General features: G+C 63.0%; 25 protein-coding genes and 1 pseudogene. 18 read left to right on the top strand and 8 right to left on the bottom strand.

The genetic code is table 11. The features are described 5' to 3' along the window. Positions 1-119: 119 nt before the first annotated feature. A complete protein-coding gene (locus BTN82_RS28915) occupies positions 120-1,613 on the bottom strand; it encodes an aldehyde dehydrogenase (protein WP_075122414.1) in 1,494 nt (497 codons plus the stop codon). A 235-nt stretch (positions 1,614-1,848) separates the two neighbouring features. Between BTN82_RS28915 and BTN82_RS28910 the strand changes: the two genes are divergently transcribed. After that, positions 1,849-2,211, top strand: coding sequence for a cupin domain-containing protein (locus BTN82_RS28910; protein ID WP_075122413.1), 363 nt, complete (start codon positions 1,849-1,851; stop codon positions 2,209-2,211). 58 nt (positions 2,212-2,269) lie between these two features. Here the strand turns inward: BTN82_RS28910 and rpmG are convergent, their stop codons facing one another. Then, positions 2,270-2,425 carry a 50S ribosomal protein L33 gene (rpmG, locus tag BTN82_RS28905; protein WP_003177274.1) on the bottom strand — a complete coding sequence of 52 codons (156 nt, stop codon included), beginning with the start codon at positions 2,423-2,425 and terminating at the stop codon, positions 2,270-2,272. Positions 2,426-2,436: 11 nt separating this feature from the next. Further along, positions 2,437-2,670, bottom strand: a complete 234-nt coding sequence (rpmB, locus tag BTN82_RS28900; RefSeq protein ID WP_007921114.1) for a 50S ribosomal protein L28 — start codon at positions 2,668-2,670, stop codon at positions 2,437-2,439. A 569-nt stretch (positions 2,671-3,239) separates the two neighbouring features. Here rpmB and BTN82_RS28895 point away from each other — a divergent pair. Beyond that, entirely contained in the window at positions 3,240-4,829 is a 1,590-nt protein-coding gene (locus BTN82_RS28895) for an ABC transporter substrate-binding protein (RefSeq protein WP_075122412.1), read from the top strand. Between the two features lie 8 nt (positions 4,830-4,837). Here the strand turns inward: BTN82_RS28895 and radC are convergent, their stop codons facing one another. After that, a complete protein-coding gene (gene radC / locus BTN82_RS28890; RefSeq protein WP_075122411.1) occupies positions 4,838-5,512 on the bottom strand; it encodes a RadC family protein in 675 nt (224 codons plus the stop codon). A 131-nt stretch (positions 5,513-5,643) separates the two neighbouring features. Between radC and coaBC the strand changes: the two genes are divergently transcribed. From coaBC to argB, 4 genes and pseudogenes are all read left to right on the top strand, one after another. Next, entirely contained in the window at positions 5,644-6,852 is a 1,209-nt protein-coding gene (gene coaBC, locus BTN82_RS28885; protein WP_075122410.1) for a bifunctional phosphopantothenoylcysteine decarboxylase/phosphopantothenate--cysteine ligase CoaBC, read from the top strand. Between the two features lie 5 nt (positions 6,853-6,857). Continuing rightward, a complete protein-coding gene (gene dut, locus BTN82_RS28880; RefSeq protein ID WP_060841716.1) occupies positions 6,858-7,313 on the top strand; it encodes a dUTP diphosphatase in 456 nt (151 codons plus the stop codon). A 249-nt stretch (positions 7,314-7,562) separates the two neighbouring features. Then, positions 7,563-8,966 (top strand): annotated as a pseudogene (locus BTN82_RS28875) (phosphomannomutase/phosphoglucomutase); the annotation flags it as partial. Between the two features lie 25 nt (positions 8,967-8,991). Further along, positions 8,992-9,897, top strand: coding sequence for an acetylglutamate kinase (argB, locus tag BTN82_RS28870; protein ID WP_075122408.1), 906 nt, complete (start codon positions 8,992-8,994; stop codon positions 9,895-9,897). A gap of 133 nt (positions 9,898-10,030) precedes the next feature. On the opposite strand, the gene pyrE is transcribed toward argB, so the two are convergent. After that, positions 10,031-10,675, bottom strand: coding sequence for an orotate phosphoribosyltransferase (gene pyrE, locus BTN82_RS28865; RefSeq protein WP_075122407.1), 645 nt, complete (start codon positions 10,673-10,675; stop codon positions 10,031-10,033). A gap of 81 nt (positions 10,676-10,756) precedes the next feature. Between pyrE and BTN82_RS28860 the strand changes: the two genes are divergently transcribed. Beyond that, positions 10,757-11,536 carry an exodeoxyribonuclease III gene (locus BTN82_RS28860; protein ID WP_003176915.1) on the top strand — a complete coding sequence of 260 codons (780 nt, stop codon included), beginning with the start codon at positions 10,757-10,759 and terminating at the stop codon, positions 11,534-11,536. A gap of 61 nt (positions 11,537-11,597) precedes the next feature. Here the strand turns inward: BTN82_RS28860 and BTN82_RS28855 are convergent, their stop codons facing one another. Together BTN82_RS28855 and rph are read right to left on the bottom strand one after the other, a co-directional pair. Then, complete coding sequence (locus tag BTN82_RS28855) at positions 11,598-11,966, bottom strand: DUF4870 domain-containing protein (RefSeq protein WP_075122406.1); 369 nt, start codon at positions 11,964-11,966, stop codon at positions 11,598-11,600. A 31-nt stretch (positions 11,967-11,997) separates the two neighbouring features. Further along, positions 11,998-12,720 (bottom strand): ribonuclease PH, encoded by a 723-nt coding sequence (rph, locus tag BTN82_RS28850; RefSeq protein WP_075122405.1) that lies wholly within the window; start codon positions 12,718-12,720, stop codon positions 11,998-12,000. 270 nt (positions 12,721-12,990) lie between these two features. On the opposite strand from rph, the gene BTN82_RS28845 reads away from it, so the two are divergent. The 6 genes from BTN82_RS28845 to BTN82_RS28820 all read left to right on the top strand — a co-directional run bounded on the left by BTN82_RS28845 (position 12,991) and on the right by BTN82_RS28820 (position 18,281). Continuing rightward, positions 12,991-13,854 carry a YicC/YloC family endoribonuclease gene (locus BTN82_RS28845; RefSeq protein ID WP_075122404.1) on the top strand — a complete coding sequence of 288 codons (864 nt, stop codon included), beginning with the start codon at positions 12,991-12,993 and terminating at the stop codon, positions 13,852-13,854. 10 nt (positions 13,855-13,864) lie between these two features. After that, on the top strand, positions 13,865-14,485 hold the full coding sequence (gene gmk / locus BTN82_RS28840) for a guanylate kinase (RefSeq protein ID WP_075122403.1): 621 nt from the start codon (positions 13,865-13,867) through the stop codon (positions 14,483-14,485). A 167-nt stretch (positions 14,486-14,652) separates the two neighbouring features. Continuing rightward, positions 14,653-14,916: a DNA-directed RNA polymerase subunit omega gene (rpoZ, locus tag BTN82_RS28835; protein WP_007921129.1), complete on the top strand. Its 264-nt coding sequence runs from the start codon at positions 14,653-14,655 to the stop codon at positions 14,914-14,916. Between the two features lie 57 nt (positions 14,917-14,973). Further along, entirely contained in the window at positions 14,974-17,079 is a 2,106-nt protein-coding gene (gene spoT, locus BTN82_RS28830) for a bifunctional GTP diphosphokinase/guanosine-3',5'-bis pyrophosphate 3'-pyrophosphohydrolase (RefSeq protein ID WP_075122402.1), read from the top strand. Positions 17,080-17,103: 24 nt separating this feature from the next. Then, entirely contained in the window at positions 17,104-17,484 is a 381-nt protein-coding gene (locus BTN82_RS28825) for a RidA family protein (RefSeq protein WP_007921133.1), read from the top strand. Positions 17,485-17,540: 56 nt separating this feature from the next. Beyond that, a complete protein-coding gene (locus BTN82_RS28820; RefSeq protein WP_075122401.1) occupies positions 17,541-18,281 on the top strand; it encodes a hypothetical protein in 741 nt (246 codons plus the stop codon). 88 nt (positions 18,282-18,369) lie between these two features. Here BTN82_RS28820 and BTN82_RS28815 read toward each other — a convergent pair whose 3' ends face one another. Continuing rightward, positions 18,370-19,221 carry an SDR family oxidoreductase gene (locus BTN82_RS28815; protein ID WP_075122400.1) on the bottom strand — a complete coding sequence of 284 codons (852 nt, stop codon included), beginning with the start codon at positions 19,219-19,221 and terminating at the stop codon, positions 18,370-18,372. A 187-nt stretch (positions 19,222-19,408) separates the two neighbouring features. On the opposite strand from BTN82_RS28815, the gene exbB reads away from it, so the two are divergent. The 5 genes from exbB (at position 19,409) to recG (ending at position 24,855) form a co-directional block, all read left to right on the top strand. Continuing rightward, positions 19,409-20,395 (top strand): tonB-system energizer ExbB, encoded by a 987-nt coding sequence (gene exbB / locus BTN82_RS28810; RefSeq protein ID WP_075122399.1) that lies wholly within the window; start codon positions 19,409-19,411, stop codon positions 20,393-20,395. A gap of 6 nt (positions 20,396-20,401) precedes the next feature. Then, positions 20,402-20,830 (top strand): TonB system transport protein ExbD, encoded by a 429-nt coding sequence (gene exbD / locus BTN82_RS28805; RefSeq protein WP_007921142.1) that lies wholly within the window; start codon positions 20,402-20,404, stop codon positions 20,828-20,830. Then, positions 20,827-21,573 (top strand): energy transducer TonB, encoded by a 747-nt coding sequence (locus BTN82_RS28800; RefSeq protein WP_075122398.1) that lies wholly within the window; start codon positions 20,827-20,829, stop codon positions 21,571-21,573. Before exbD ends, BTN82_RS28800 begins: the two co-directional genes overlap by 4 nt. 276 nt (positions 21,574-21,849) lie before the next feature. After that, positions 21,850-22,770: a hydrogen peroxide-inducible genes activator gene (locus tag BTN82_RS28795; RefSeq protein WP_075122397.1), complete on the top strand. Its 921-nt coding sequence runs from the start codon at positions 21,850-21,852 to the stop codon at positions 22,768-22,770. A 9-nt stretch (positions 22,771-22,779) separates the two neighbouring features. Next, on the top strand, positions 22,780-24,855 hold the full coding sequence (gene recG, locus BTN82_RS28790) for an ATP-dependent DNA helicase RecG (RefSeq protein WP_075122396.1): 2,076 nt from the start codon (positions 22,780-22,782) through the stop codon (positions 24,853-24,855). Positions 24,856-24,859: the final 4 nt, after the last annotated feature.

Below are 24,859 nucleotides of genomic sequence, written 5' to 3'. Positions count from 1 at the left end.
GCCAGCGCGTTGCGCTGATCGCGAGCCTGCGCGTACCTACATTGAAATGCGTTTCCCTGTAGGAGCGAGCAGGCTCGCGATGGCGTCGTTTCAGACGCCCAACACCCGCAGCCCTTGAGTTACAGCTTGATCCAGGTCGCCTTCAGTTCGGTGTACTTGTCGAACGCATGCAGCGACTTGTCGCGACCGTTGCCCGACTGCTTGAAGCCGCCGAACGGCGCGGTCATGTCGCCGCCGTCGTACTGGTTGACCCAGACGCTGCCGGCGCGCAGCGCCTTGGCGGTCAGGTGAGCCTTGGAGATATTGGCGGTCCACACCGCTGCCGCCAGGCCGTAAGGCGTGTCGTTGGCGATCTGGATGGCCTCTTCCACCGTATCGAAGGCAATGACCGACAGCACCGGGCCGAAGATTTCTTCCTGGGCGATCTTCATCGCGTTACTGACGCCGTCGAAAATGGTCGGCTCGACGTAGGTGCCACCGGTTTCCTGCAAGGTGCGCTTGCCGCCCACCAGCAGCTTGGCGCCGTCGGCATGCCCGGCCTCGATATACGACAGCACGGTATTCATCTGCTGGGTATCCACCAGCGCACCGACATTGGTGGCCGGGTCCAGCGGGTTGCCCGGCTTCCAGGCCTTGAGGGCCTCGAGCACCAGCGGCAGGAATTTATCCTTGATCGAGCGTTCCACCAGCAGGCGCGAACCGGCGGTGCAGACTTCGCCCTGGTTGAAGGCGATGGCGCTGGCCGCCGACTCGGCCGCGGCCTGCAAGTCGGGAGCATCGGCGAACACGATGTTCGGGCTCTTGCCACCGGCCTCCAGCCACACGCGCTTCATGTTCGACTCGCCGGAATAGACCATCAGTTGCTTGGCGATCTTGGTCGAGCCGGTAAACACCAGGGTATCGACGTCCATATGCAGGGCCAGGGCCTTGCCCACGGTATGGCCATAACCTGGCAGCACGTTGAGCACGCCGGCCGGAATCCCGGCCTCGACCGCCAGGGCGGCGATACGGATGGCCGTCAGCGGCGATTTTTCCGATGGTTTGAGGATCACCGAGTTACCGGTGGACAGGGCCGGGCCGAGCTTCCAGCAGGCCATCATCAGCGGAAAGTTCCACGGCACGATGGCGCCCACCACACCCACCGGCTCGCGCGTCACCAGGCCCAACTGGTCGTGGGGCGTGGCGGCGACTTCGTCGTAGATCTTGTCGATGGCTTCGCCGCTCCAGCTCAAGGCTTGAGCCGCGCCCGGAACGTCGATCCCCAGGGAGTCGCCGATCGGCTTGCCCATGTCCAGGGTTTCGAGCAGGGCAAGTTCTTCAGCGTGCTTTTTCAACAGGCCGGCAAAACGAATCATGGTGGCTTTGCGCTTGGTCGGCGCCAGGCGCGACCAGACGCCGGAATTGAAGGTAGCGCGAGCGTTTTCCACGGCTCGCTGCGCGTCCGCGGCGTCACAGCTGGCAATACTGGCCAGCAGACGGCCGTCGACCGGGCTGATGCATTCAAAGGTTTCGTTGGAGACGGCGGCGGTGTATTCGCCGTTGATATAGGCGCGGCCTTCGATTTTCAGCTCGCGGGCACGTTGTTCCCAATCGGCTCGAGTCAGGGTGGTCATGCGAGTGTCCTCCTCTTATTGGATACAGGCGCCACGTGTTCGACACCGGCACCTTCAGGAATTCTGCCCGGCCAGCTGCGTCGGCCCACGGCATCCGCCACCCTAAACCAGCGGCACCCGAAGTTTCAATATATTTGACAGAAAGGCCGGCAAACGCCATTGCCATGTTCATTTTAATAAACATAGACTTTGGGCTTTCCAGCCATTCGCGTCGCAATCAGGGGGGAATACCAGCATGAGCATCCAGGACATCGTCGACTTCAACCAGGCCAACATCGCCGCCGAACGTTACCGCCCCGCCCAGGAAAAAATCCTCAAGGGCGACCCCGAGCAAGCCGTCTTCAACCACTACAACAGCCCGTGCGGCCAGATGAACGCTGGCGTGTGGGAAGGCGCGGTCGGCCAGTGGACGGTGAACTACACCGAGCACGAATACTGCGAAATCGTGCAGGGCGTTTCGGTACTGCGCGACGGCGAGGGCAATGCCAAGACACTGCGCGCCGGCGATCGCTTCGTCATCCCCGCCGGTTTCCGGGGCACCTGGGAAGTGCTGGAGCCGTGCCGCAAGATCTACGTGATCTTCGAACCCAAGGCCTGAACCGCAGGCACAAAAAAACCCGCTTGAAGGCGGGTTTTTTTGTCAGAAGAAAAATCAATTACTTGATTTTGCCTTCCTTGTAGATCACGTGCTTACGAACAACCGGATCATATTTCTTGATCTCGATTTTGTCCGGAGTAGTGCGCTTGTTCTTGTCGGTAGTGTAGAAGTGACCAGTACCGGCGCTCGAAATCAAACGAATCAATTCACGCATGATTAGCTCCCTTAAACCTTGCCATCGCGACGAAGTTCGGCCAGCACGACATCAATGCCACGCTTGTCGATGATACGCATGCCTTTGGCAGATACGCGCAGACGCACAAAACGTTTCTCGGACTCAACCCAGAAGCGGTGATGCTGCAGGTTCGGCAGGAAACGACGACGGGTTTTGTTGTTTGCGTGGGAAATGTTATTCCCAGTCACCGGACCCTTACCGGTAACTTGACAGACTCTCGACATGCCTCAGCCCTCTAAAACCACATGCCCAACCCGGCATGGGTTGGCCGCTTAATCTCTCAGTCATTTGGCGCCAGGCGCCGCGTTTCTTTAGGGTCTTACCGGCTACACCTACAAGCGAAGGAACCGGGCCCCTAGAAAAGAGCGCTGCTTTATACCAGAAAGACCCCGTAGCAACAACAGCCACAGTGCTTTGGTTTTGCAAAAGCCCCGATTTTCTTGCGCCGAACGTTGGCGCCAAAGGCTGGCGACGCCACTGACCGCTCGTCGAAGAATACGATTGAAGCCGACGCAGAATGCGCTAGAACCTCGCGAACCAAGCCGCCGCCCCGGCCTTGCAGCGCCCCTACGTACCTGAATCCGGTCAATTCATGCCCATTAAATCGCGTCAATTGATGGCTAATGATGCGAGGACAGAACCGTCCGCCCCACGACAGCGAGCTTAACGGGTGTCGAAGTATCCGCCCCGGGAGACAAAAAAGGGGATAGTCATTTTCCAGCGAGGCCACTAGGGTAAGCCTTTTCCAGACTGCACTCGCAGATGGGCCTTCGATCTGCAAAGGAAGCCAAACATGCGCCTCGCTGCCCTCCCGCTGTTGCTCACCCCTCTTCTTCTGAGCCCACTGGCCCATGCCGCTGCGTTAAGCGTGTGCACCGAGGCCAGCCCGGAAGGGTTCGACGTGGTGCAGTACAACTCGCTGACCACCACCAATGCTTCGGCCGATGTGCTGATGAACCGCCTGGTGGACTTTGACGCCAGCAGCGGCAAAGTGGTGCCGAGCCTGGCCGACAGTTGGGAAGTCTCGGCCGACGGCCTGACCTATGTATTCAAGCTGCACCCGAACGTGAAGTTTCACCGTACCGCCTACTTCACCCCGAGCCGCGAGCTGACCGCCGAAGACGTGAAGTTCAGCTTCGACCGCATGCTCGACCCGGCCAACCCCTGGCATAAAGTGGCGCAGAGCGGCTATCCCCACGCCCAGTCCCTGCAACTGCCCGCGCTGATCAAGAAGATCGATGCCCTGGACCCGTTGACCGTGCGCTTCACCCTCGACCACGCCGACTCGACCTTCCTCGCCACCCTGAGCATGGGCTTTGCGTCGATCTACTCCGCCGAATACGCCGACCAATTGCTCAAGGCCGGCACTCAGGACAAGCTCAACAGCCAGCCAATCGGTAGCGGCCCGTTCGTCTTCAATCGTTTCCAGAAAGATGCGTCGATTCGCTACAAGGCCAACCCCGACTACTTCGCCGGCAAGCCGGCGGTGGACCCGCTGATCTTCGCCATCACCCCGGACGCCAACGTGCGCCTGCAGAAGCTGCGTCGCAACGAGTGCCAGATCGCGCTCTCGCCCAAGCCACTGGATGTGACTGCCGCACTTGAAGAGCCTGCGCTCAAGGTCGAGAAAACCGCGGCCTTCATGACCGCATTCGTGGCCCTCAACAGCCAGCACCCGCCGCTGGATAAACCTGAAGTGCGCCAAGCCATCAACCTCGCCTTCGACAAGGCCAGTTATCTGAAGGCCGTGTTCGAAAACACCGCGGAACCCGCCAACGGTCCCTTCCCGCCCAACACCTGGAGCTATGCCAAGGCGTTGCCGGGCTACGCCCATGACCCGGCGAAAGCGCGCCAACTGCTGGCCAAGGCGGGCCTGAAAGACGGCTTCCAGACCACCATCTGGACCCGCCCTTCCGGCAGTTTGCTCAACCCCAACCCGAGCCTGGGCGCGCAACAGCTGCAGGCGGACCTGGCGGAGGTCGGGATCCAGGCGGAAATCCGCGTGATCGAATGGGGCGAGCTGATTCGCCGGGCCAAGGCCGGCGAGCACGACCTGCTGTTCATGGGCTGGGCGGGTGACAATGGCGACCCGGACAACTTCCTTACCCCTCAATTCACCTGCGCGGCGGTGAAGTCCGGCACCAACTTCGCCCGTTATTGTGACCCCGGCCTGGACAAGCTGATCACAGCCGGCAAGACCACCACCGAGCAGGGTGTACGCAGCAAGCTTTATCAGCAGGCGCAAACCCAGATCCAGCAGCAGGCCCTGTGGCTGCCGCTGGCCCACCCGACCGCCTTCGCCCTGACGCGCAAGGACGTCCAGGGTTATCAGGTCAGCCCGTTCGGGCGCCAGGACTACTCGAAGGTCAGCCTCCAGCCCTGAACCGCGGGCTACATCCAGCCGTACTCGGCCATCGACAGGGGCTCGCCCTCGCCGACGATGAAGTGGTCGAGTACGCGCACATCCACCAGGTCCAGCGCCTCCGTGAGCCGGCGGGTCAGCACCCGGTCCGCCTGGCTCGGCTCGGCGACGCCCGAGGGATGGTTGTGGCACAGGATCAGCGCGGCGGCGTTGTGCGCCAGGGCACGCTTGACCACCTGCCGTGGATAGACGCTGGTGGTGTTGATGGAGCCCTGGAACAGCGCCTCGAACGCCAACACCCGATGCTTTGAGTCGAGAAACAGGCAACCGAAGACTTCATGGGGCTCATGCCGCAACAGCGCCTTGAGGTAGTCGCGAACCGCCACGGGACTTTCCAGCACCGAATTGCGACTGAGCTTTTCCGCCAGATGGCGCCGCGCCATTTCCAGCACAGCCTGCAATTGCGCGAACTTTGCCGGGCCCAGGCCCAGCTGTCGGCTGAAGGTCAATTGGTCCGCCTCGAGCAGGCCACGCAGGCTGCCGAACTGATGCAACAGGTGTCGCGCCAGGTCGACCGCGCTCTTTCCAGCAACACCGGTGCGCAAGAAAATCGCCAGCAATTCGGCGTCGGAAAGGGCTCGCGCGCCCTGCTCGAGAAGCTTCTCCCGCGGGCGCTCCGCCGCAGGCCAGTCGCGAATGCTCATAGCACCTCCATGTGTGTGGGCGCCGCTGTTCCATAGCGGTCGCTGTGCTATCTTAGCCCATCTTTTTGCGTGGAATTTCCCCTGGGGAGGGGGTGTTACACGCAGCAATCATTGAACTGAAAGGCAGGCCTATGCAGCGGCTGTATCGGAAACGCATCGTTCTCGGCGTCGGCGGCGGCATTGCCGCCTACAAGAGCGCCGAGCTGGTTCGCCGACTCCTCGACCAGGGCGCGGAAGTGCGCGTGGTCATGACCCGTGGCGGCAGCGAGTTCATCACCCCGCTGACCATGCAGGCCCTGTCCGGGCACCCGGTCCACCTGGACCTGCTCGACCCCGCGGCCGAAGCCGCCATGGGCCACATCGAACTGGCCAAATGGGCCGACCTGGTGCTGATCGCCCCGGCCACCGCCGACCTGATCGCGCGCCTGGCCCAAGGCATCGCCGACGACCTGCTGACCACCCTGGTCCTGGCCACCGACGCCACCGTCGCCATCGCCCCGGCGATGAACCAGGCCATGTGGCGCGACCCAGCCACCCAGGCCAACACCCAACTGCTGCAAAGCCGTGGCCTGAAAGTCTTCGGCCCGGCCTCCGGCAGCCAGGCCTGTGGCGATGTCGGCCTGGGCCGCATGCTCGAGGCCAGCGACCTGGCGTTGTGCGCCGCCGACTGCTTCCAGCATCTGGCGCTGACCGGCAAACACGTGCTGATCACCGCCGGCCCGACCCAGGAAAACATCGACCCGGTGCGCTATATCACCAACCACAGCTCCGGGAAAATGGGTTTTGCCCTGGCCGAAGCCGCCGTTGAAGCCGGCGCTCGGGTGACCCTGATCACCGGCCCCGTGCACCTGCCGACCCCGGACCGGGTGACCCGGATCGACGTGGTCAGCGCACGCGACATGCTCGCCGCCTGCGAAGCCGCCATTCCGTGCGACCTGTTCATCGCCTCGGCCGCGGTCGCGGACTACCGCCCGGAAGTCGTCGCCCCGCAGAAATTGAAGAAAGACCCTACGAACGGTGACGGCCTGTTGCTGCAGATGGTGCGCAACCCGGACATCCTGGCCACCATCGCCACCCGCCCCGACCGTCCGTTCAGCGTCGGCTTCGCCGCTGAAACCGAACATTTGCTCGACTACGCTGCGCGCAAACTCAAAGACAAGAACCTCGACCTGATCGTCGCCAACGACGTGGCCAACCCGAGCATTGGCTTCAACAGCGAGGAAAATGCCTGCAGCGTGATTGACCGGGAGTTGCACGCAACTCTCTTCGCCCAGACCAGCAAGGGCAAGATTGCCCGCCAACTGATCTCTTTTATCGCCGAACGGCTGAACCAGGTTTAACTCGCATGCACGCTTTACAAGCCAAGATCCTCGACCCACGCATCGGCAACGAATTCCCCCTGCCGCAGTACGCCACGCCAGGCTCCGCCGGCCTGGACCTGCGCGCCATGCTCCAGCAGGACACCGTCCTGGAACCGGGCCAGACCCTGCTGATTCCTACCGGCCTGTCGGTCTATATCGGCGATCCGGGCCTGGCGGCGCTGATCCTGCCGCGCTCGGGCCTGGGCCACAAGCACGGCATCGTCCTGGGCAACCTGGTCGGCCTGATCGACTCCGATTATCAGGGCGAGCTCATGGTGTCCTGCTGGAACCGTGGCCAGACCGCGTTCAACATCGCGGTGGGCGAACGCATCGCCCAGCTGGTGCTGGTACCTGTGGTGCAGGCGCACTTCGAGGTAGTCGAGGCCTTCGACGAAAGCCAGCGCGGCGCAGGCGGCTTCGGCCACTCCGGCAGCCATTGAGCAAAAACTCGGGCCGCGCCAATCGCTCGGCCCGAGGTGGGCATGCTGTGTTTCCCTACTAGAATTCAGCAGGTTTACCCACGGACCGAGCGGCCCAGAGCCGAGGCACAAAACGATCGAAGAGAGCTGACGCTCATCAGATGGCCTTTTTGCAGCATGAACCCAAGGGCAAAAACGCCGTCATACCCTTCAGTTTGAGCCTTCCGGCCAATATTCCCGGCCTGTCCTGCCCCCTTTTAGACGGAGCACCCTGTGATGAGCAACGCAGCCCACGTCGTACCCAAATTCCCCGAAAGCATCTTTCGCGCTTACGACATTCGCGGAACCGTTCCGGAAACCCTGAACGCCGAAACGGCCTACTGGATCGGTCGCGCCGTCGGCTCCCAGAGCCTGGCCCAGGGCGAGCCGAATGTGTCCGTAGGCCGCGATGGCCGCCTGTCCGGCCCCGAGCTGGTGGCGCAGTTGATCCAGGGTCTGCACGACAGTGGTTGCCATGTTAGCGATGTCGGCCTGGTACCGACGCCAGCCCTGTATTACGCAGCCAATGTGCTGGCTGGCAAATCCGGGGTGATGCTGACCGGCAGCCACAACCCGTCGAACTACAACGGCTTCAAGATCGTCATCGCCGGCGACACCCTGGCCAACGAACAGATCCAGGCCCTGCACGACCGCCTCAAGACCAATAACCTGAGCAGCGGCCAGGGCAGCATCACCCGGGTCGACATCCTCGATCGCTACGGCAAGGAAATCACCGCCGACGTCAAACTCGCCCGCCGCCTGAAAGTGGTGGTCGATTGCGGCAACGGCGCGGCCGGGGTCATCGCCCCGCAACTGATCGAAGCGCTGAACTGCGAAGTCATCCCGCTGTTCTGCGAGGTCGACGGCAACTTCCCCAACCACCACCCGGACCCGGGCAAGCCCGAGAACCTGGAGGACCTGATCGCCAAGGTCGCCGAGACCAACGCCGATATCGGCCTGGCGTTCGACGGCGACGGCGACCGCGTCGGCGTGGTGACCAATACCGGCAGCATCGTCTTCCCCGACCGCTTGCTGATGCTGTTCGCCAAGGACGTGGTAGCGCGCAACCCGGACGCGGAGATCATCTTCGACGTCAAATGCACCCGCCGCCTGACGCCGCTGATCAAGGAATATGGCGGTCGCCCGCTAATGTGGAAGACCGGCCACTCGTTGATCAAAAAGAAAATGAAGCAGACCGGCGCGTTGCTGGCCGGCGAAATGAGCGGGCATATCTTCTTCAAGGAGCGCTGGTTCGGTTTCGATGACGGTATCTACAGCGCCGCGCGCCTGCTGGAGATCCTCAGCAAGGAAAAATCCACCGCGGAAGAGTTGTTCTCGACCTTCCCGAACGATATTTCCACGCCGGAAATCAATATCCATGTGACCGAAGAGAGCAAATTCAGCATCATTGATGCGCTGCACGACGCGCAATGGGGCGAAGGCGCCGACCTGACCACTATCGACGGCGTACGCGTCGACTACCCCAAAGGCTGGGGCCTGGTTCGCGCCTCCAACACCACGCCGGTGCTGGTGCTGCGTTTCGAGGCCGATGACGAAGCCGAGTTGCAGCGCATCAAGGATGTGTTCCACCGCCAGCTGAAACGTGTTGCACCTGATCTCCAACTACCGTTCTGATTTTATTGAAGTGCCGGAGCCCCGAATGACCCTCGAACGCGATGCCGCTGCCAATACCGCCAAGGTCCTGTCCGAAGCGCTGCCTTACATTCGCCGCTATGTCGGCAAGACCCTGGTGATCAAATACGGCGGCAACGCGATGGAAAGCGAGGAGCTGAAGACCGGCTTCGCCCGCGACATCGTGCTGATGAAGGCCGTCGGGATCAACCCGGTGGTGGTGCACGGCGGCGGCCCGCAAATCGGCGACCTGCTCAAGCGCCTGTCCATCGAAAGCCACTTCATCGACGGCATGCGCGTCACCGACGCGGCGACCATGGATGTGGTGGAGATGGTCCTCGGCGGCCAAGTGAACAAGGACATCGTCAACCTGATCAACCGGCATGGCGGCAGCGCCATCGGCCTGACCGGCAAGGACGCTGAGCTGATTCGCGCGAAGAAGCTCACCGTCAGCCGCAAGACGCCGGAAATGACCACCCCGGAAATCATTGACATCGGCCATGTAGGCGAAGTGGTCGGCATCAACACCGACCTGCTGAACCTGCTGGTCAAAGGCGATTTCATCCCGGTGATCGCTCCGATCGGCGTCGGCGCCAACGGCGAGTCGTACAACATCAACGCCGACCTGGTGGCCGGCAAGGTGGCCGAGGCCCTGAAAGCCGAGAAGCTGATGCTGCTGACCAACATCGCCGGCCTGATGGACAAGTCGGGCAAGGTCCTGACCGGCCTGACCACCCAGCAGGTCGATGCGCTGATCGAAGACGGCACCATCTACGGCGGCATGCTGCCGAAGATTCGCTGTGCGCTGGAAGCGGTACAAGGTGGCGTGGGCAGCTCGCTGATCATCGACGGCCGCGTACCGAATGCGATCCTGCTGGAAATCTTCACCGATACCGGTGTCGGCACCCTGATCAGCAATCGCAAGCGTCCTTAAACGCCACGCAAAAAAAGACCCCGCCTGGCGGGGTCTTTTTTATTGCGCCGTCTGTAGGAGCGAGCTTGCTCGCGATCAGCGGTTTGTCTGATTCACCGCTATCGCGAGCAAGCTCGCTCCTACAGGGTCCGGGTCAAACGCCGAATTGCGCGCGGTAGGCTTCCACCGCCGGCAGGTGCTGCTTGAGCGCCGGGTCGTCTGCCAGGAACTGCAGGACCTGGGTCAGGGAAACGATGCTCACCACTGGAATGCCAAAGTCGCGCTCGACTTCCTGGATCGCCGACAACTCGCCGTTGCCGCGCTCCTGGCGGTTCAGGGCGATCAACACGCCTGCCGCCTTGGCGCCTTCCTGGGACCCAATGATCTGCATCACTTCGCGAATCGCCGTGCCGGCGGTGATCACGTCGTCGATGATCAGCACTTCGCCGGTCAGCGGCGCGCCCACCAGGCTGCCGCCCTCGCCGTGAGCCTTGGCTTCCTTGCGATTGAAGCACCATGGCAGATCGCGCTGATGATGCTCGGCCAGCGCCACGGCCGTTGTCGCCGCCAAAGGAATGCCTTTGTACGCAGGGCCAAACAGCACATCGAAGGGAATGCCACTATCGACGATCGCCGCGGCATAGAAACGCCCCAGCTGCGCCAGGGCCGAGCCGCTGTTGAACAGGCCCGCATTGAAGAAGTAAGGACTGGTACGCCCGGACTTCAGGGTGAACTCACCGAAGCGCAAAACCCCGCGATCGATGGCAAAACGAATGAAATCGCGCTGATACGCCTGCATGAAAAAACCCCAAATACCACGGATTTAGCTAATTAAGTAGACCTCGGGTATCATACACGCACGTGATTTTTGGGGCCATTTATGCGGATCATCAGTGTGAACGTCAATGGTATTCAGGCTGCAGTGGAGCGAGGTTTGCTCAGTTGGCTGCAAGCACAGAATGCCGACGTCATCTGCCTGCAGGACACCCGCGCCTCCGCCTTTGAACTGGACGACCCAGCCTTCCAACTGGATGGCTACTTCCTTTATGCCTGCGATGCCGAAGTTCCCGCCCAAGGCGGTGTGGCTTTGTATTCGCGGTTGCAACCGAAGGCTGTCATCAGCGGTCTCGGTTTCGAGACGGCCGACCGCTACGGGCGCTACCTGCAAGCCGATTTCGACAAGGTCAGCATCGCGACCTTGCTGCTTCCTTCCGGGCAGAACGGCGATGAAGACTTGAACCAGAAGTTCAAGCTTATGGACGACTTCGCCCGCTATCTGGATAAACAGCGGCGCAAACGTCGCGAGTACATCTATTGCGGTTCGCTGTATGTGGCGCAACAGAAGCTGGACATCAAGAACTGGCGTGACAGCCAACAATCTCCAGGCTTCCTGGCACCCGAGCGCGCCTGGATGGACGAGATTGTCGGCAACATGGGTTATGTCGACGCCCTGCGCGAAGTCAGCCGCGAAGGCGACCAGTACAGCTGGTGGCCGGACAACGAGCAGGCCGAGATGCTCAACCTCGGCTGGCGTTTCGACTATCAGTTGCTGACCCCGGGCCTGCGTCGCTTCGTCCGCAGCGCACGTTTGCCGCGCCAGCCACGCTTCTCGCAACACGCGCCGCTGATCGTGGACTACGACTGGACGCTGACCATCTAAGCGTCTTTTCGCAGCCCAAAAAAAGCCGACATCGCTGTCGGCTTTTTTGTGCGCGTACGGCCTACTTGATCAAGCGCCAGGTGAACGGATAGCGATACGCCACCCCTTCGTTGGCCTTGACCCCGGCGATGATGGTCAGCACCAACGCACCGATCGCCAGCACGCCGAAGAGCAGGAACCCCACCAGCACCACCATCAGCAGGAAACAGACCAGCGAGGCCAGGGCGACCGTAATCTGGAAGTTCAGCGCTTCCTTGCCCTGGGCATCGATGAACGGGTCCGTCTCGCGCTTCACCTGCCAGAGCACCAGCGGGCCGATCAGGGTACCGAAGGGAATCCAGATGCCCAGCAAGGCCGACAGGTGACAGAACATTGCCCACTGGCGCACCTCCTGGTTTGGGACAGGTTGCGGAAGCTGGTCGTCGCTCATGCTGCTCTCCTTGCTGGGATTCGCCGGGCAATCAGTCAGCCAGGGCTGCCTGCTGCAATTCAAAGATCTCGCTCATGCCTTTGCGCGCCAGCGCCAACATGGCATTCAGCTCTTCCGGCTGGAACGGCGCGCCTTCGGCGGTGCCCTGGACCTCGATGAAACCACCGGCGCTGGTCATGACCACGTTGAGGTCCGTCTCGGCCGCCGAGTCTTCCAGGTAGTCCAGATCCAGCACCGGCTCGCCCTGGTACATGCCCACGGACACCGCCGCGATCATCTGCTTGATCGGGTCGCCGCCTTTCAGGCCACCACGTTTCTTGATCACTTTCAACGCATCCACCAACGCCACCATGGCGCCGGTGATCGACGCGGTACGGGTACCGCCATCGGCCTGGATCACATCGCAATCGACATACAGGGTGACGTCGCCCAGCTTGGTCATGTCCAGCGCGGCGCGCAGGGAGCGACCGATCAGGCGCTGGATTTCCAGGGTCCGGCCGCCTTGCTTGCCGCGGCTGGCCTCACGCTGGTTACGCTCGCCGGTGGCGCGCGGCAGCATGCCGTATTCGGCGGTCAACCAACCCTGGCCCTGGCCCTTGAGGAAGCGCGGCACGCCGTTCTCGACGCTGACCGTGCAGATCACTTTGGTATCGCCAAACTCGACCAGTACAGAACCCTCGGCGTGTTTGGTGTAGTTGCGGGTGATGCGGATCGAGCGGAGCTGATCGGCAGCGCGACCACTTGGACGTTTCATAGGGGAATACCTGTACGGGGACGGAAAACTGCCGATCATTATAGAGCCCATGGCCCTGCCTGGGCAGTTCTAAAAAACCCGGCCCGTCGGCAACACCCCTGGAACAGCCCTCCGGTCGCTCCGCAGTGCTTTGTCACACCCACCGTTTGGGAGCACCCGCCGCACTGCGCTACAATCCTGCGCCTTCATGGCCAGTCGGCTTCAATTCATTCATAGCGGGTCCGTGCAACCCATCGCGGTTGGCGGCGGACCTGTATCGGAGGTACCTCCATGGTGCACAGCATGACCGCCTTCGCCCGAGTAGAACGGGCCGGCACTCAGGGCACCCTGAGTTGGGAATTGCGCTCGGTCAACAGCCGCTACCTGGAGCCACACCTGCGCCTGCCCGAATCCTTCCGCGACCTCGAAGGCGCCGTCCGCGAAGCCCTGCGCCAGGGGCTGTCGCGCGGCAAGCTCGAATGCACCCTGCGCTTCACCGAGGAAACCACCGGCAAACCGCTGCAGGTCGACCGCGAGCGCGCCGCGCAACTGGTGGCGGCAGCCGAATCCGTCGCCAGCCTGATCAAGCAGCCCGCGGCCTTGAACCCGCTGGAAGTCCTGGCCTGGCCGGGCGTGCTGGTGGCCGACGCCAGCGACCCACAGGCGCTGAACAACGAAGCCCTGAGCCTGTTCAACCAGGGCCTGAAAGAGCTGAAGAACGGCCGCGAACGCGAAGGCGCGGAACTGGCCCGCCTGATCGACGAACGCCTGAGCTCCATCGAGGAAGACGTCGCGACCCTGCGCGAACTGGTCCCGCAGATGCTCGCCACCCAGCGCCAGAAGGTACTCGATCGCTTTGCCGACATGCAGGCCGAACTCGACCCCGTGCGCCTGGAACAGGAAATGGTGATGCTCGCCCAGAAGAGTGACGTCGCCGAAGAACTCGACCGCCTGAGCACCCACATCATCGAGGTGCGCCGTGTGCTCAAGTCCGGCGGTGCCGCCGGCCGGCGCCTGGACTTCCTGATGCAGGAGCTCAACCGCGAAGCCAACACACTGGGCTCCAAGGCCTTCGACCCGCGCAGCACCCAGGCTGCGGTCAACCTCAAGGTGTTGATCGAGCAGATGCGCGAACAAGTACAGAATATTGAGTAAGGCAACTGACATGACCCACAGCACCGGCACCCTGTACATCATTTCCGCGCCGTCGGGCGCGGGCAAAAGCAGCCTGGTCAAGGCCCTGACCGACGCCGACCAGGAGATCCGCGTCTCGGTCTCCCACACCACCCGCGCCATGCGCCTGGGGGAAGTGAACGGCGTGAACTATCACTTCGTCGAACGCAGCGAATTCGTGAAGATGATCGAGCACGGCGATTTCCTCGAACGCGCGGAAGTCTTCGGCAACCTCTACGGCACCTCGCAAAGCCACCTGCAGCAGACCCTGGACGAAGGCCACGACCTGATCCTCGAGATCGACTGGCAAGGGGCCGAGCAGGTGCGCAAGCTGATGCCCCAGGCACGCTCGATCTTCATTCTGCCGCCGTCGCTGCAAGCCTTGCACCAGCGCCTGACCAACCGTGGCCAGGACAGCGACGAGGTCATCGACGGCCGGATGCGCGAAGCCGTCAGCGAAATGAGCCACTACGTCGACTACGACTACCTGATCATCAACGACGATTTCGCCCACGCGCTGGACGATCTGAAGGCGATTTTCCGCTCCAACCAGCTGCAACAGAAGCGCCAGCAACAGCGCTTTGGCAAATTGCTCGCTGAATTGCTCGGTTAAACAGCACTTCCCAAAACCGCTGCAAGCGCTTTACATTGGCACTTGCAGCGCGTTGAAGAGCTTGGTTAAAAAATCAGCGCTTCCCTAATCGCTGGTGATTTTTTAAACTGTTGAGTCCGCTCGCCCATCCGGGCAGCGCGCACATTGCATTTGCTACGAGGAAGACCATGGCCCGCGTAACCGTTGAAGACTGTCTAGAACACGTGGATAACCGCTTTGAGCTGGTCATGCTCTCTACCAAGCGTGCCCGTCAACTGGCAACCGGCGGCAAAGAGCCGAAAGTAGCCTGGGAAAACGACAAGCCTACCGTCGTCGCCCTGCGTGAAATCGCTGAAGGCCTGATCGACTACGCAGCTATCGCCGAAGCCGAAATCGTTGAAGATGAACCGCTTTTTGCTGCTTTCGAGGACGAGTCCAACGAGGCCGTCTAAGCCTATGCCTGGTCGACGTAGCACGGCGCAGGATCACAGCTTACGGCAGGAGTTATCATGCCGAGCATAGACGCCCTCGCCGATCGCTTATCGACCTATCTCGGCACGGACCAGGTCAACCTGGTCCGCCGAGCGTATTTTTACGCCGAACAAGCCCATGACGGTCAGCGCCGTCGCAGCGGCGAGGCGTACGTCACGCACCCATTAGCGGTCGCGAATATTCTTGCCGACATGCACATGGACCATCAGAGCCTGATGGCCGCGATGCTGCATGACGTGATCGAAGACACCGGTATCGCCAAGGAAGCGCTGCAAGCGCAGTTCGGCGAAACCGTGGCCGAACTGGTCGACGGGGTCAGCAAACTGACCCAGATGAACTTCGAGACCAAGGCCGAAGCCCAGGCGGAAAACTTCCAGAAAATGGCCATGGCCATGGCGCGCGACATTCGCGTGATCCTGGTCAAGCTGGCCGACCGCCTGCACAACATGCGCACCCTGGAAGTGCTGTCCGGCGAAAAACGCCGGCGGATCGCCAAGGAAACCCTGGAGATCTACGCGCCCATCGCCAATCGCCTGGGTATGCACAGCATCCGCATCGAATTCGAAGACCTCGGCTTCAAGGCCATGCACCCGATGCGTTCCGCGCGGATCTACCAGGCGGTCAAGCGCGCCCGGGGCAACCGCAAGGAAATCGTCAACAAGATCGAAGAGTCCCTGAGCCACTGCCTGGCCATCGACGGCATCCAGGGCGAGGTCAGCGGCCGCCAGAAGCACCTGTACGGCATCTACAAGAAGATGCGCGGCAAGCGCCGGGCCTTCAACGAGATCATGGACGTCTACGCGTTCCGGATCATCGTCGACAAGGTCGACACCTGCTACCGCGTGCTCGGCGCTGTACATAACTTGTACAAGCCGCTGCCGGGACGCTTCAAGGACTACATCGCGATCCCCAAGGCCAACGGCTACCAGTCGTTGCACACGACGCTGTTCGGCATGCATGGCGTTCCGATCGAGATCCAGATCCGCACCCGCGAAATGGAAGAGATGGCCAACAACGGCATCGCCGCCCACTGGCTGTACAAATCCAGCGGCGACGAACAGCCCAAAGGCACCCACGCTCGGGCCCGCCAGTGGGTCAAAGGCGTGTTGGAGATGCAGCAACGCGCCGGCAACTCCCTGGAATTCATCGAAAGCGTGAAGATCGACCTGTTCCCGGACGAGGTCTACGTGTTCACGCCCAAAGGCCGGATCATGGAGCTGCCCAAAGGCTCCACTGCGGTCGACTTCGCCTACGCGGTGCACACCGACGTCGGCAACAGCTGCATCGCCTGTCGCATCAACCGGCGCCTGGCGCCGCTGTCCGAACCGCTGCAAAGCGGCTCGACCGTGGAAATCGTCAGCGCTCCGGGCGCACGCCCCAACCCGGCCTGGCTCAACTTCGTGGTCACCGGCAAGGCGCGCACCCATATCCGCCACGCGCTGAAGCTGCAACGCCGCTCCGAATCCATCAGCCTGGGCGAACGCCTGCTGAACAAGGTGCTCAACGGCTTCGACAGCTCGCTGGAAAAAATCCCCGCCGAACGCGTGCAAGCGATGCTCAGCGAGTACCGCCTGGAGCTGATCGAGGACCTTCTGGAAGACATCGGCCTGGGCAATCGCATGGCCTACGTGGTCGCCCGCCGCCTGCTCGGCGAAGGCGAACAGCTGCCGAGCCCGGAAGGCCCGCTGGCCATCCGCGGCACCGAAGGCCTGGTCCTGAGCTACGCCAAATGCTGCACGCCGATTCCGGGCGACCCGATTGTCGGCCACCTGTCCGCCGGCAAGGGGATGGTGGTGCACCTAGACAACTGCCGCAATATCAGCGAGATCCGCCACAACCCGGAAAAATGCATCCAGCTGTCGTGGGCCAAGGATGTCACCGGCGAATTCAACGTCGAGCTGCGCGTCGAACTGGAGCACCAGCGCGGCCTGATCGCCCTGCTGGCCAGTAGCGTCAACGCGGCCGACGGCAATATCGAGAAAATCAGCATGGACGAACGCGATGGTCGTATCAGCGTGGTCCAACTGGTGGTCAGCGTGCACGACCGTGTGCACCTGGCCCGCGTGATCAAGAAACTGCGCGCCCTGACCGGGGTCATCCGCATCACCCGCATGCGTGCATAACCCATCTCTTACAAGGAGTCATTCATGACCAAGACCGTTATCACCAGCGACAAGGCACCCGCCGCGATCGGCACCTACTCCCAGGCGATCAAGGCCGGCAACACCGTCTACATGTCCGGCCAGATCCCGCTCGACCCAAAGACCATGGAACTGGTGGAAGGCTTCGAAGCCCAGACCGTCCAGGTCTTCGAGAACCTCAAGTCCGTGGCCGAGGCCGCCGGTGGTTCGTTCAAGGACATCGTCAAGCTGAACATCTTCCTCACCGACCTGAGCCACTTCGCCAAGGTCAACGAGATCATGGGCAAGTACTTCCAGCAGCCTTACCCAGCCCGCGCCGCCATCGGCGTTGCCGCTCTGCCAAAGGGCGCGCAGGTTGAAATGGATGCCATCCTGGTCATCGAGTAACACGCCCGGCGCGGCTACCCACGCCGCGCCGTCTTCGTTCTGAAAGGATTTCCCCCATGCGCAAAGCGCTAGCCCTCTCGTTATGCGCCCTGTTCCTCGGTGGCTGCGCCAGCGATCCCGCTGACCGCGACATCAGCGGCACCTGGATCAATCAGGTCGCCATCGACGCCGCCGCCAAGGGCGGACCGCTGCGCGAAGCCTTGCAAGGCTATGGCCCGAACCTGGAATGGGACGTCAACACCAAGGCCAGCCAGGCGCGCTACACCAATGGCTTCGAAAACGTCGAAGGCAAGGTGCTGGCGCAAGAGTCCGACAGTTGGAAGGTCGATTTCTACGGCAGCTCCGCCAGCGTGCTGAAGCGCGACGGCAAGCAGTTGCAGCAAGAAGCCAACGACAACGAGCCGGAACAAGTGTTCGATCGTCCCAAGGACCCCGCGCCGGAAGGTGCTCCCCTGGGCGCCAATTTCGAGCGAGCCCTGTATTCGGCCTACCTGGGCGGCGAGTGGAAAATCGCCAACGGCCCGGGCGAAGGCGGCATCGTGCGGTTCCAGCCCAACGGCCAGGTCATGGGCCTGCCGGGCGCCGATCGCTACGCACTGTGCCTGGCCGGCGACTGCGCATCAATGAGCGGCGGCTACGACAGCCTGTGGCTACAGCTCAACGGCCAGGGCAACCCATGGATCTTCGCCCGTAACGGCAAGCAGCTGGAGATCTTCCAGCCCATCAACGCATCCCGGGCGGACGAGGTGCCTTCCCTCACCCCAGGCGCGCGTCAGTGGCTGCTGGAAAAGCAATAATCCCCACCTTCCTGTAGGAACGAGCTCGCTCGCGATCAGCGGCGTATCAGGCCACCGCTATCGCGAGCACACTCGCTCCCGCACAGGCTCAGCCTTCGAGAATCTGCGCGTAACCCTCGCGAAAGCTCGGATAGCGCGGCTCCCAGCCCAGGGCCCGGGCCCGGGCGTTGCTGCAGCGCTTGCTGCCCGAGCGGCGCACGCTCGAATTGTCCGCCCACTCGGTCACCCCCAGGTACTCACGTAGCCAGCCCACGACGTCCGCCAACGGTGCGGGGGCATCGTCGACGCCGATATAGCAATCTTCGAGCGCCACGCCGCGTCGATCGGCCTGCAGCAGAAAGGCCAGCAACCCCGCGGCATCGTCGGCATGGATACGGTTGCCGTAGAGCGGCGGGTCGATAGCCACGCGATACCCCTGGCGCACTTGGCTCAACAGCCACTCGCGCCCCGGCCCGTAAATACCGGTCAGGCGCACCAGGCTGGCCGGAATGCCGCTGCGTAATGCCACCTGCTCGGCGTCGAGCATCACGCGCCCGGAATAACCGTCGGCCTGCGCGGGCGAGGTTTCGTCGATCCACTCGCCATCCTTCTGCCCATAGACGCTGCTGCTGGAAACGAACAGCAGGCGCTTCGGCGATTGCCCGTTCTGCTTGAGCCAAGCCAGCACATGCGTCAACCCCTCGACGTACGCCGCGCGATAGCCGGCTTCGTCGTGTTCGGTGGCCGCCGCGCAGTACACCAGGTAATCCAGGGGCGCGGTGGGCCAGGCGGACGGGCACTGCTCACTGAAAAGATCGCCCGCCACGCCGATCACCCCGGCTGGCAATTGCGCCACCGTGCGCCGCAGGCCATGGACCTGCCAGTTTTCAGCCAGTAATTGATTCGCCAGACGGCTGCCGACATCACCGCAGCCAGCGATCAGAACAGAGGGGGCGGACATCAGAAAACTCCTATCAGAAAGGCACAGACTAGCGTCGGCAATGGACGAGCGGCTAGCAATCAAAGAAAAAAAGATACTCTATTACTTCTGTTAACAAGAATTAGTTGCAATAATGACGACCCATTTGTTCTCGGCCCTGCGAGGCCTAGAAGGACATTTACCCTTTTCCCTCTCAGGTCCGGCCAGCATGACACGCAATCAATTCCCCGCTTCGCCAACCCAACGCCCAAGCCCGCTGCGCGCCCTGAGCGCGGCCGCCGCGTTGCTGTTCAGCCTGCTGCTGGCCCCGACCGCGGCCTTCGCCGATGAGCAAGCGCCGGCCGGCACCCCGGCTCCTGCGGCGGCCCACGCGCCTGCCGACGCCGCGGCACCGGTAGCCACCCCGGTCGCGGTGGCGCCAGCGGCGGCCGAAGGCGAGCCTGCCGAGGACGCGCCGGAAGTCCTCGAAGCGGACAACACCCTGGGCATGGCCCACGACCTGTCCCCTTGGGGCATGTACCAGAACGCCGACATCATCGTGAAGATCGTGATGATCGGCCTGGCCATCGCCTCGATCATCACCTGGACCATCTGGATCGCCAAAGGCTTCGAGCTGATGGGCGCCAAGCGTCGTCTGCGCGGCGAGATCCTCAACCTGAAAAAGGCCACCACCCTCAAGGAAGCCAGCGCCACCGCCGCCAAAGAAGGCACCCTGGCCAACCTGCTGGTCCACGATGCGCTGGAAGAAATGCGCCTGTCGGCCAACAGCCGCGAGAAGGAAGGCATCAAGGAACGCGTCAGCTTCCGCCTCGAGCGCCTGGTAGCCGCCTGCGGCCGCAACATGAGCAGCGGCACCGGCGTGCTCGCCACCATCGGTTCCACCGCGCCCTTCGTCGGCCTGTTCGGTACCGTGTGGGGCATCATGAACAGCTTCATCGGCATCGCCAAAACCCAGACCACCAACCTCGCCGTCGTCGCCCCCGGCATCGCCGAAGCCCTGCTGGCAACGGCCCTCGGCCTGGTCGCGGCAATCCCGGCGGTGGTCATCTACAACGTCTTCGCCCGCTCCATCGCCGGCTACAAGGCCCAGGTATCCGACGCCTCCGCGGAAGTCCTGCTGCTGGTCAGCCGTGATCTGGATCACCTGCCGACCGCCGAGCGCACTGCGCAACCCCATGTGGTCAAAGTAGGGTAATCAGCCATGGGCCTGCATTTGAAAGAAGGCGCAGAAGACGATCTCGCCGAAAACCACGAAATCAACGTCACGCCGTTCATCGACGTGATGCTGGTGCTGCTGATCATCTTCATGGTTGCCGCTCCCCTGGCCACCGTGGACATCAAGGTCGACCTCCCGGCCTCGACGGCCAAGCCGGCGCCTCGCCCGGAGAAGCCGGTGTTCCTCAGCGTCAAGGCCGACCAACGCCTGTACCTGGGCGACGACGAAGTGAAGGCCGAAGCCCTCGGCGCCACCCTCGACGCCAAGACCCAGGGCAAAAAAGATACGACGATCTTCTTCCAGGCCGACAAAGGCGTGGATTACGGCGACCTGATGAGCGTGATGGATGCCCTGCGGGCCGCCGGATACCTGAAGGTCGGTCTGGTCGGACTTGAGACGGCTACCAAGAAATGATCACGACGCGCCAAAAACTGACGCGTTACAGCGGTAGCCTGGCCATCGTCCTGGGCGTCCACGCGGTCGCGATCCTGCTCGCGCTCAACTGGCATTCCTCGATGCCGGTCGAACTGCCGCCCCAGGCGATGATGGTCGAGTTGGCGCCGATTCCGGCACCGCCTCCGCCCGCGCCGCCCAAGGTCGTGACGCCACCGCAGCCTCCGGCTCCGGTCGAGGAGTTGCCGTTGCCGAAACTCGCGGAAGCGCCGAAACCGACGATTTCCGTGCCCAAGCCGGTCAAACCCAAGCCCAAGCCGCAACCGCCCAAGCCTGTGGAGAAAAAGCCGGAACCGGTGAAGGAAAAGCCGAGCGAAGAGAAACCCAGCGACGCTCCGCCTACGCCGACTTCGGCTCCGTCGTCGGCCCCCGCGCCCGGCCCTTCGCCGGCACAGGTCGCCGCCAAGGAAAGCTGGCAAGGCACGCTGCTGGCGCACCTGGCCAAGTACAAGAAGTACCCGCCAGGCGCCCAGGCTCGCGGCAAGGAAGGCTTGAACCGCCTGCGTTTCGTGGTCGATGCCCAAGGCAACGTGCTGTCCTACGAACTGGTAGGCCGTTCGGGCAACGCCGATCTGGACCGGGCCACCCTGGAAATGATCCGCCGCGCCCAGCCGCTGCCCAAGCCACCGTCGGACATGCTCAACAACGGCTCGATCGAAATCGTCGCGCCCTTCGTTTACTCCCTGGAGAAACGTCGCCGCTGACAGCACCATCGCCTTTGTAGGAGCGAGCTTGCTCGCGATGAGGCCAGCGTGGGCAATGCCGGACAGTACAGGCGCTTGGCCGCTGCGCGGATCGCGAGCAAGCTCGCTCCTACAAGGGTACGGCAACTCTTATGAAAGGCACCGCAAGGTGCCTTTTTGCTTTTGTGCCCATGGCCGGCATGCATTGCCCGGTGTCACAGCGAGTACTCCGTCTGATAACGTGCGTCTATCGATTGCAGCCGGTATGCTTGGCCCGCAACCTCATGGACGTCCGCTATGACTCTTACAGAATTACGCTACATCGTTACCCTCGCCCAAGAGCAGCACTTCGGCCACGCGGCCGAGCGTTGCCATGTCAGCCAGCCGACCCTGTCGGTGGGCGTGAAGAAGCTTGAAGACGAACTCGGTGTGCTGATTTTCGAGCGCAGCAAGAGTGCGGTACGTCTGACCCCGGTCGGCGAAGGCATCGTCGCCCAGGCGCAAAAGGTCCTTGAACAGGCCCAGGGCATCCGCGAACTGGCCCAGGCCGGCAAGAACCAGCTGACCGCGCCGCTCAAGGTCGGGGCGATCTACACCGTCGGCCCGTACCTGTTCCCGCACCTGATCCCGCAACTGCACCGGGTCGCCCCGCAGATGCCGTTGTACATCGAAGAGAACTTCACCCACGTGCTGCGCGACAAGCTGCGTAACGGCGAACTGGACGCGATCATCATCGCCCTGCCGTTCAACGAAGCCGACGTGCTGACCCTGCCGCTGTACGACGAACCGTTCTACGTGCTGATGCCGAGCACCCACCCCTGGACCCAGAAAGAAACCATCGACGCCAGCCTGCTCAACGACAAGAGCCTGTTGCTGCTGGGCGAAGGCCATTGTTTCCGCGACCAGGTCCTGGAAGCCTGCCCGACCCTGACCAAGGGCAGCGACGGCGCCAAGCACACCACGGTGGAGTCCAGCTCGCTGGAAACCATTCGCCATATGGTCGCTTCGGGCCTGGGCATCTCGATCCTGCCGCTCTCCGCGGTGGACAGCCATCACTACGCCCCCGGCGTGATCGAAGTGCGCCCACTGACCCCGCCCGTACCGTTCCGCACCGTGGCCATCGCCTGGCGCGCGAGCTTCCCGCGGCCGAAAGCCATCGAGATCCTCGCCGACTCGATCCGCCTGTGCTCGGTGGCCAAGCCGCCTGCCGTGAACTAAGCCGGCGCAATGACTGAGCTGTCGAACGTGTCGGTCACGGCACTCAAGGGTGTCGGCGAAGCCATGGCCGAAAAGCTGGCCAAGGTCGGCCTGGAAAACCTGCAGGACGTGCTGTTCCACCTGCCCCTGCGCTACCAGGACCGCACCCGCGTGGTCCCTATCGGCGCGCTGCGCCCCGGGCAGGACGCGGTGATCGAAGGCACCGTCAGCGGCGCCGACGTGGTGATGGGCAAGCGCCGCAGCCTGCTGGTGCGCCTGCAAGACGGCACCGGCGGGCTCAGCCTGCGCTTCTACCATTTCAGCAATGCGCAGAAGGAAGGACTGAAGCGCGGCACCCGCGTGCGCTGTTATGGCGAAGCTCGCCCCGGTGCCTCGGGGCTGGAAATCTACCACCCGGAATACCGCGCCATCAGCGGCGACGAACCACCGCCCGTGGACCAGACCCTCACGCCCATCTACCCGCTCACCGAAGGCCTGACCCAGCAGCGCCTGCGCATGCTGTGCCAGCAGAGCCTGGCCCTGCTCGGCCCGCGCAGCCTGCCGGACTGGCTGCCGGAAGAGCTGGCGCGGGACTACCAGCTGGCGCCGCTGGACGATGCGATCCGCTACCTGCACCACCCGCCGGCCGACGCCGATGTCGACGAACTGGCCCTGGGTCACCATTGGGCTCAGCACCGCCTGGCGTTCGAGGAACTGCTGACCCATCAGTTGTCCCAGCAGCGCCTGCGCGAAAGCCTGCGCTCGCAACTCGCCCCGGCGCTGCCCAAGGCCACCCGGCTACCGGCGCAGTACCTGAAGAACCTCGGTTTTGCACCCACCGGCGCGCAACAGCGGGTCGGCAACGAGATCGCCTATGACCTCAGCCAGTCCGAGCCGATGCTGCGCCTGGTCCAGGGCGACGTCGGGGCCGGCAAGACCGTGGTCGCCGCCCTCGCCGCCCTGCAAGCGCTGGAAGCCGGGTATCAGGTGGCGTTGATGGCGCCGACCGAGATCCTCGCCGAGCAGCACTTCATCACCTTCAAGCGCTGGCTGGAGCCCCTGGGGCTGGAAGTCGCCTGGCTGGCCGGCAAGCTCAAGGGCAAGAACCGCGCGGCGGCCCTGGAGCAGATCGCCGCCGGCGCGCCGATGGTGGTCGGCACCCACGCGCTGTTCCAGGACGAAGTGCAGTTCAAGAACCTGGCGCTGGTGATCATCGACGAACAACACCGTTTCGGCGTCCAGCAACGCCTGGCCCTGCGCCAGAAAGGCGTGGGCGGGCGCCTGTGCCCGCACCAGCTGATCATGACCGCCACGCCGATTCCCCGGACCCTGGCCATGAGCGCCTACGCCGACCTCGACACCTCGATTCTCGATGAGCTGCCCCCCGGCCGTACCCCGGTGAACACCGTGCTGGTCACCGACTCGCGGCGCGTCGAAGTCATCGAACGGGTGCGCGCCGCCTGCGCCGAAGGGCGCCAGGCCTACTGGGTGTGCACGCTGATCGAGGAATCCGAAGAGCTGACCTGCCAGGCCGCGCAGACCACCTACGAAGACCTGAGCAGCGCCCTCGGCGAGTTGCGGGTCGGCCTGATCCACGGCCGCATGAAGCCGGCGGAGAAAGCCGAAGTCATGGGCCAGTTCAAGGCCGGCGAACTGCAACTGTTGGTGGCCACCACGGTGATCGAAGTCGGCGTCGACGTGCCCAACGCCAGCCTGATGATCATCGAGAACCCCGAGCGCCTGGGCCTGGCCCAACTGCACCAGTTGCGCGGCCGCGTCGGCCGGGGCAGCGCCGCCAGCCACTGCGTCTTGCTCTACCATCCTCCCCTGTCGCAGATCGGCCGCCAGCGCCTGGGCATCATGCGCGAAACCAACGACGGTTTCGTCATCGCCGAAAAGGACCTGGAGCTGCGCGGCCCCGGCGAAATGCTCGGCACCCGCCAGACCGGCCTGCTGCAATTCAAGGTCGCCGACCTGATGCGCGACGCCGACCTGCTGCCCGCCGTGCGCGATGCCGCCCAGGCCTTGCTGGAGCGCTGGCCGCATCATGTCAGCCCGCTGCTGGAGCGCTGGCTGCGCCACGGACAGCAATACGGCCAAGTGTGAGCCG

Origin of the sequence: Pseudomonas chlororaphis (genome assembly GCF_001921865.1) — a bacterium.
Lineage (GTDB): Bacteria > Pseudomonadota > Gammaproteobacteria > Pseudomonadales > Pseudomonadaceae > Aquipseudomonas > Aquipseudomonas chlororaphis_D.
The sequence above is the reverse complement of the archived record's forward strand: the minus strand, read 5'-3'. Positions and strand labels throughout refer to the sequence as shown.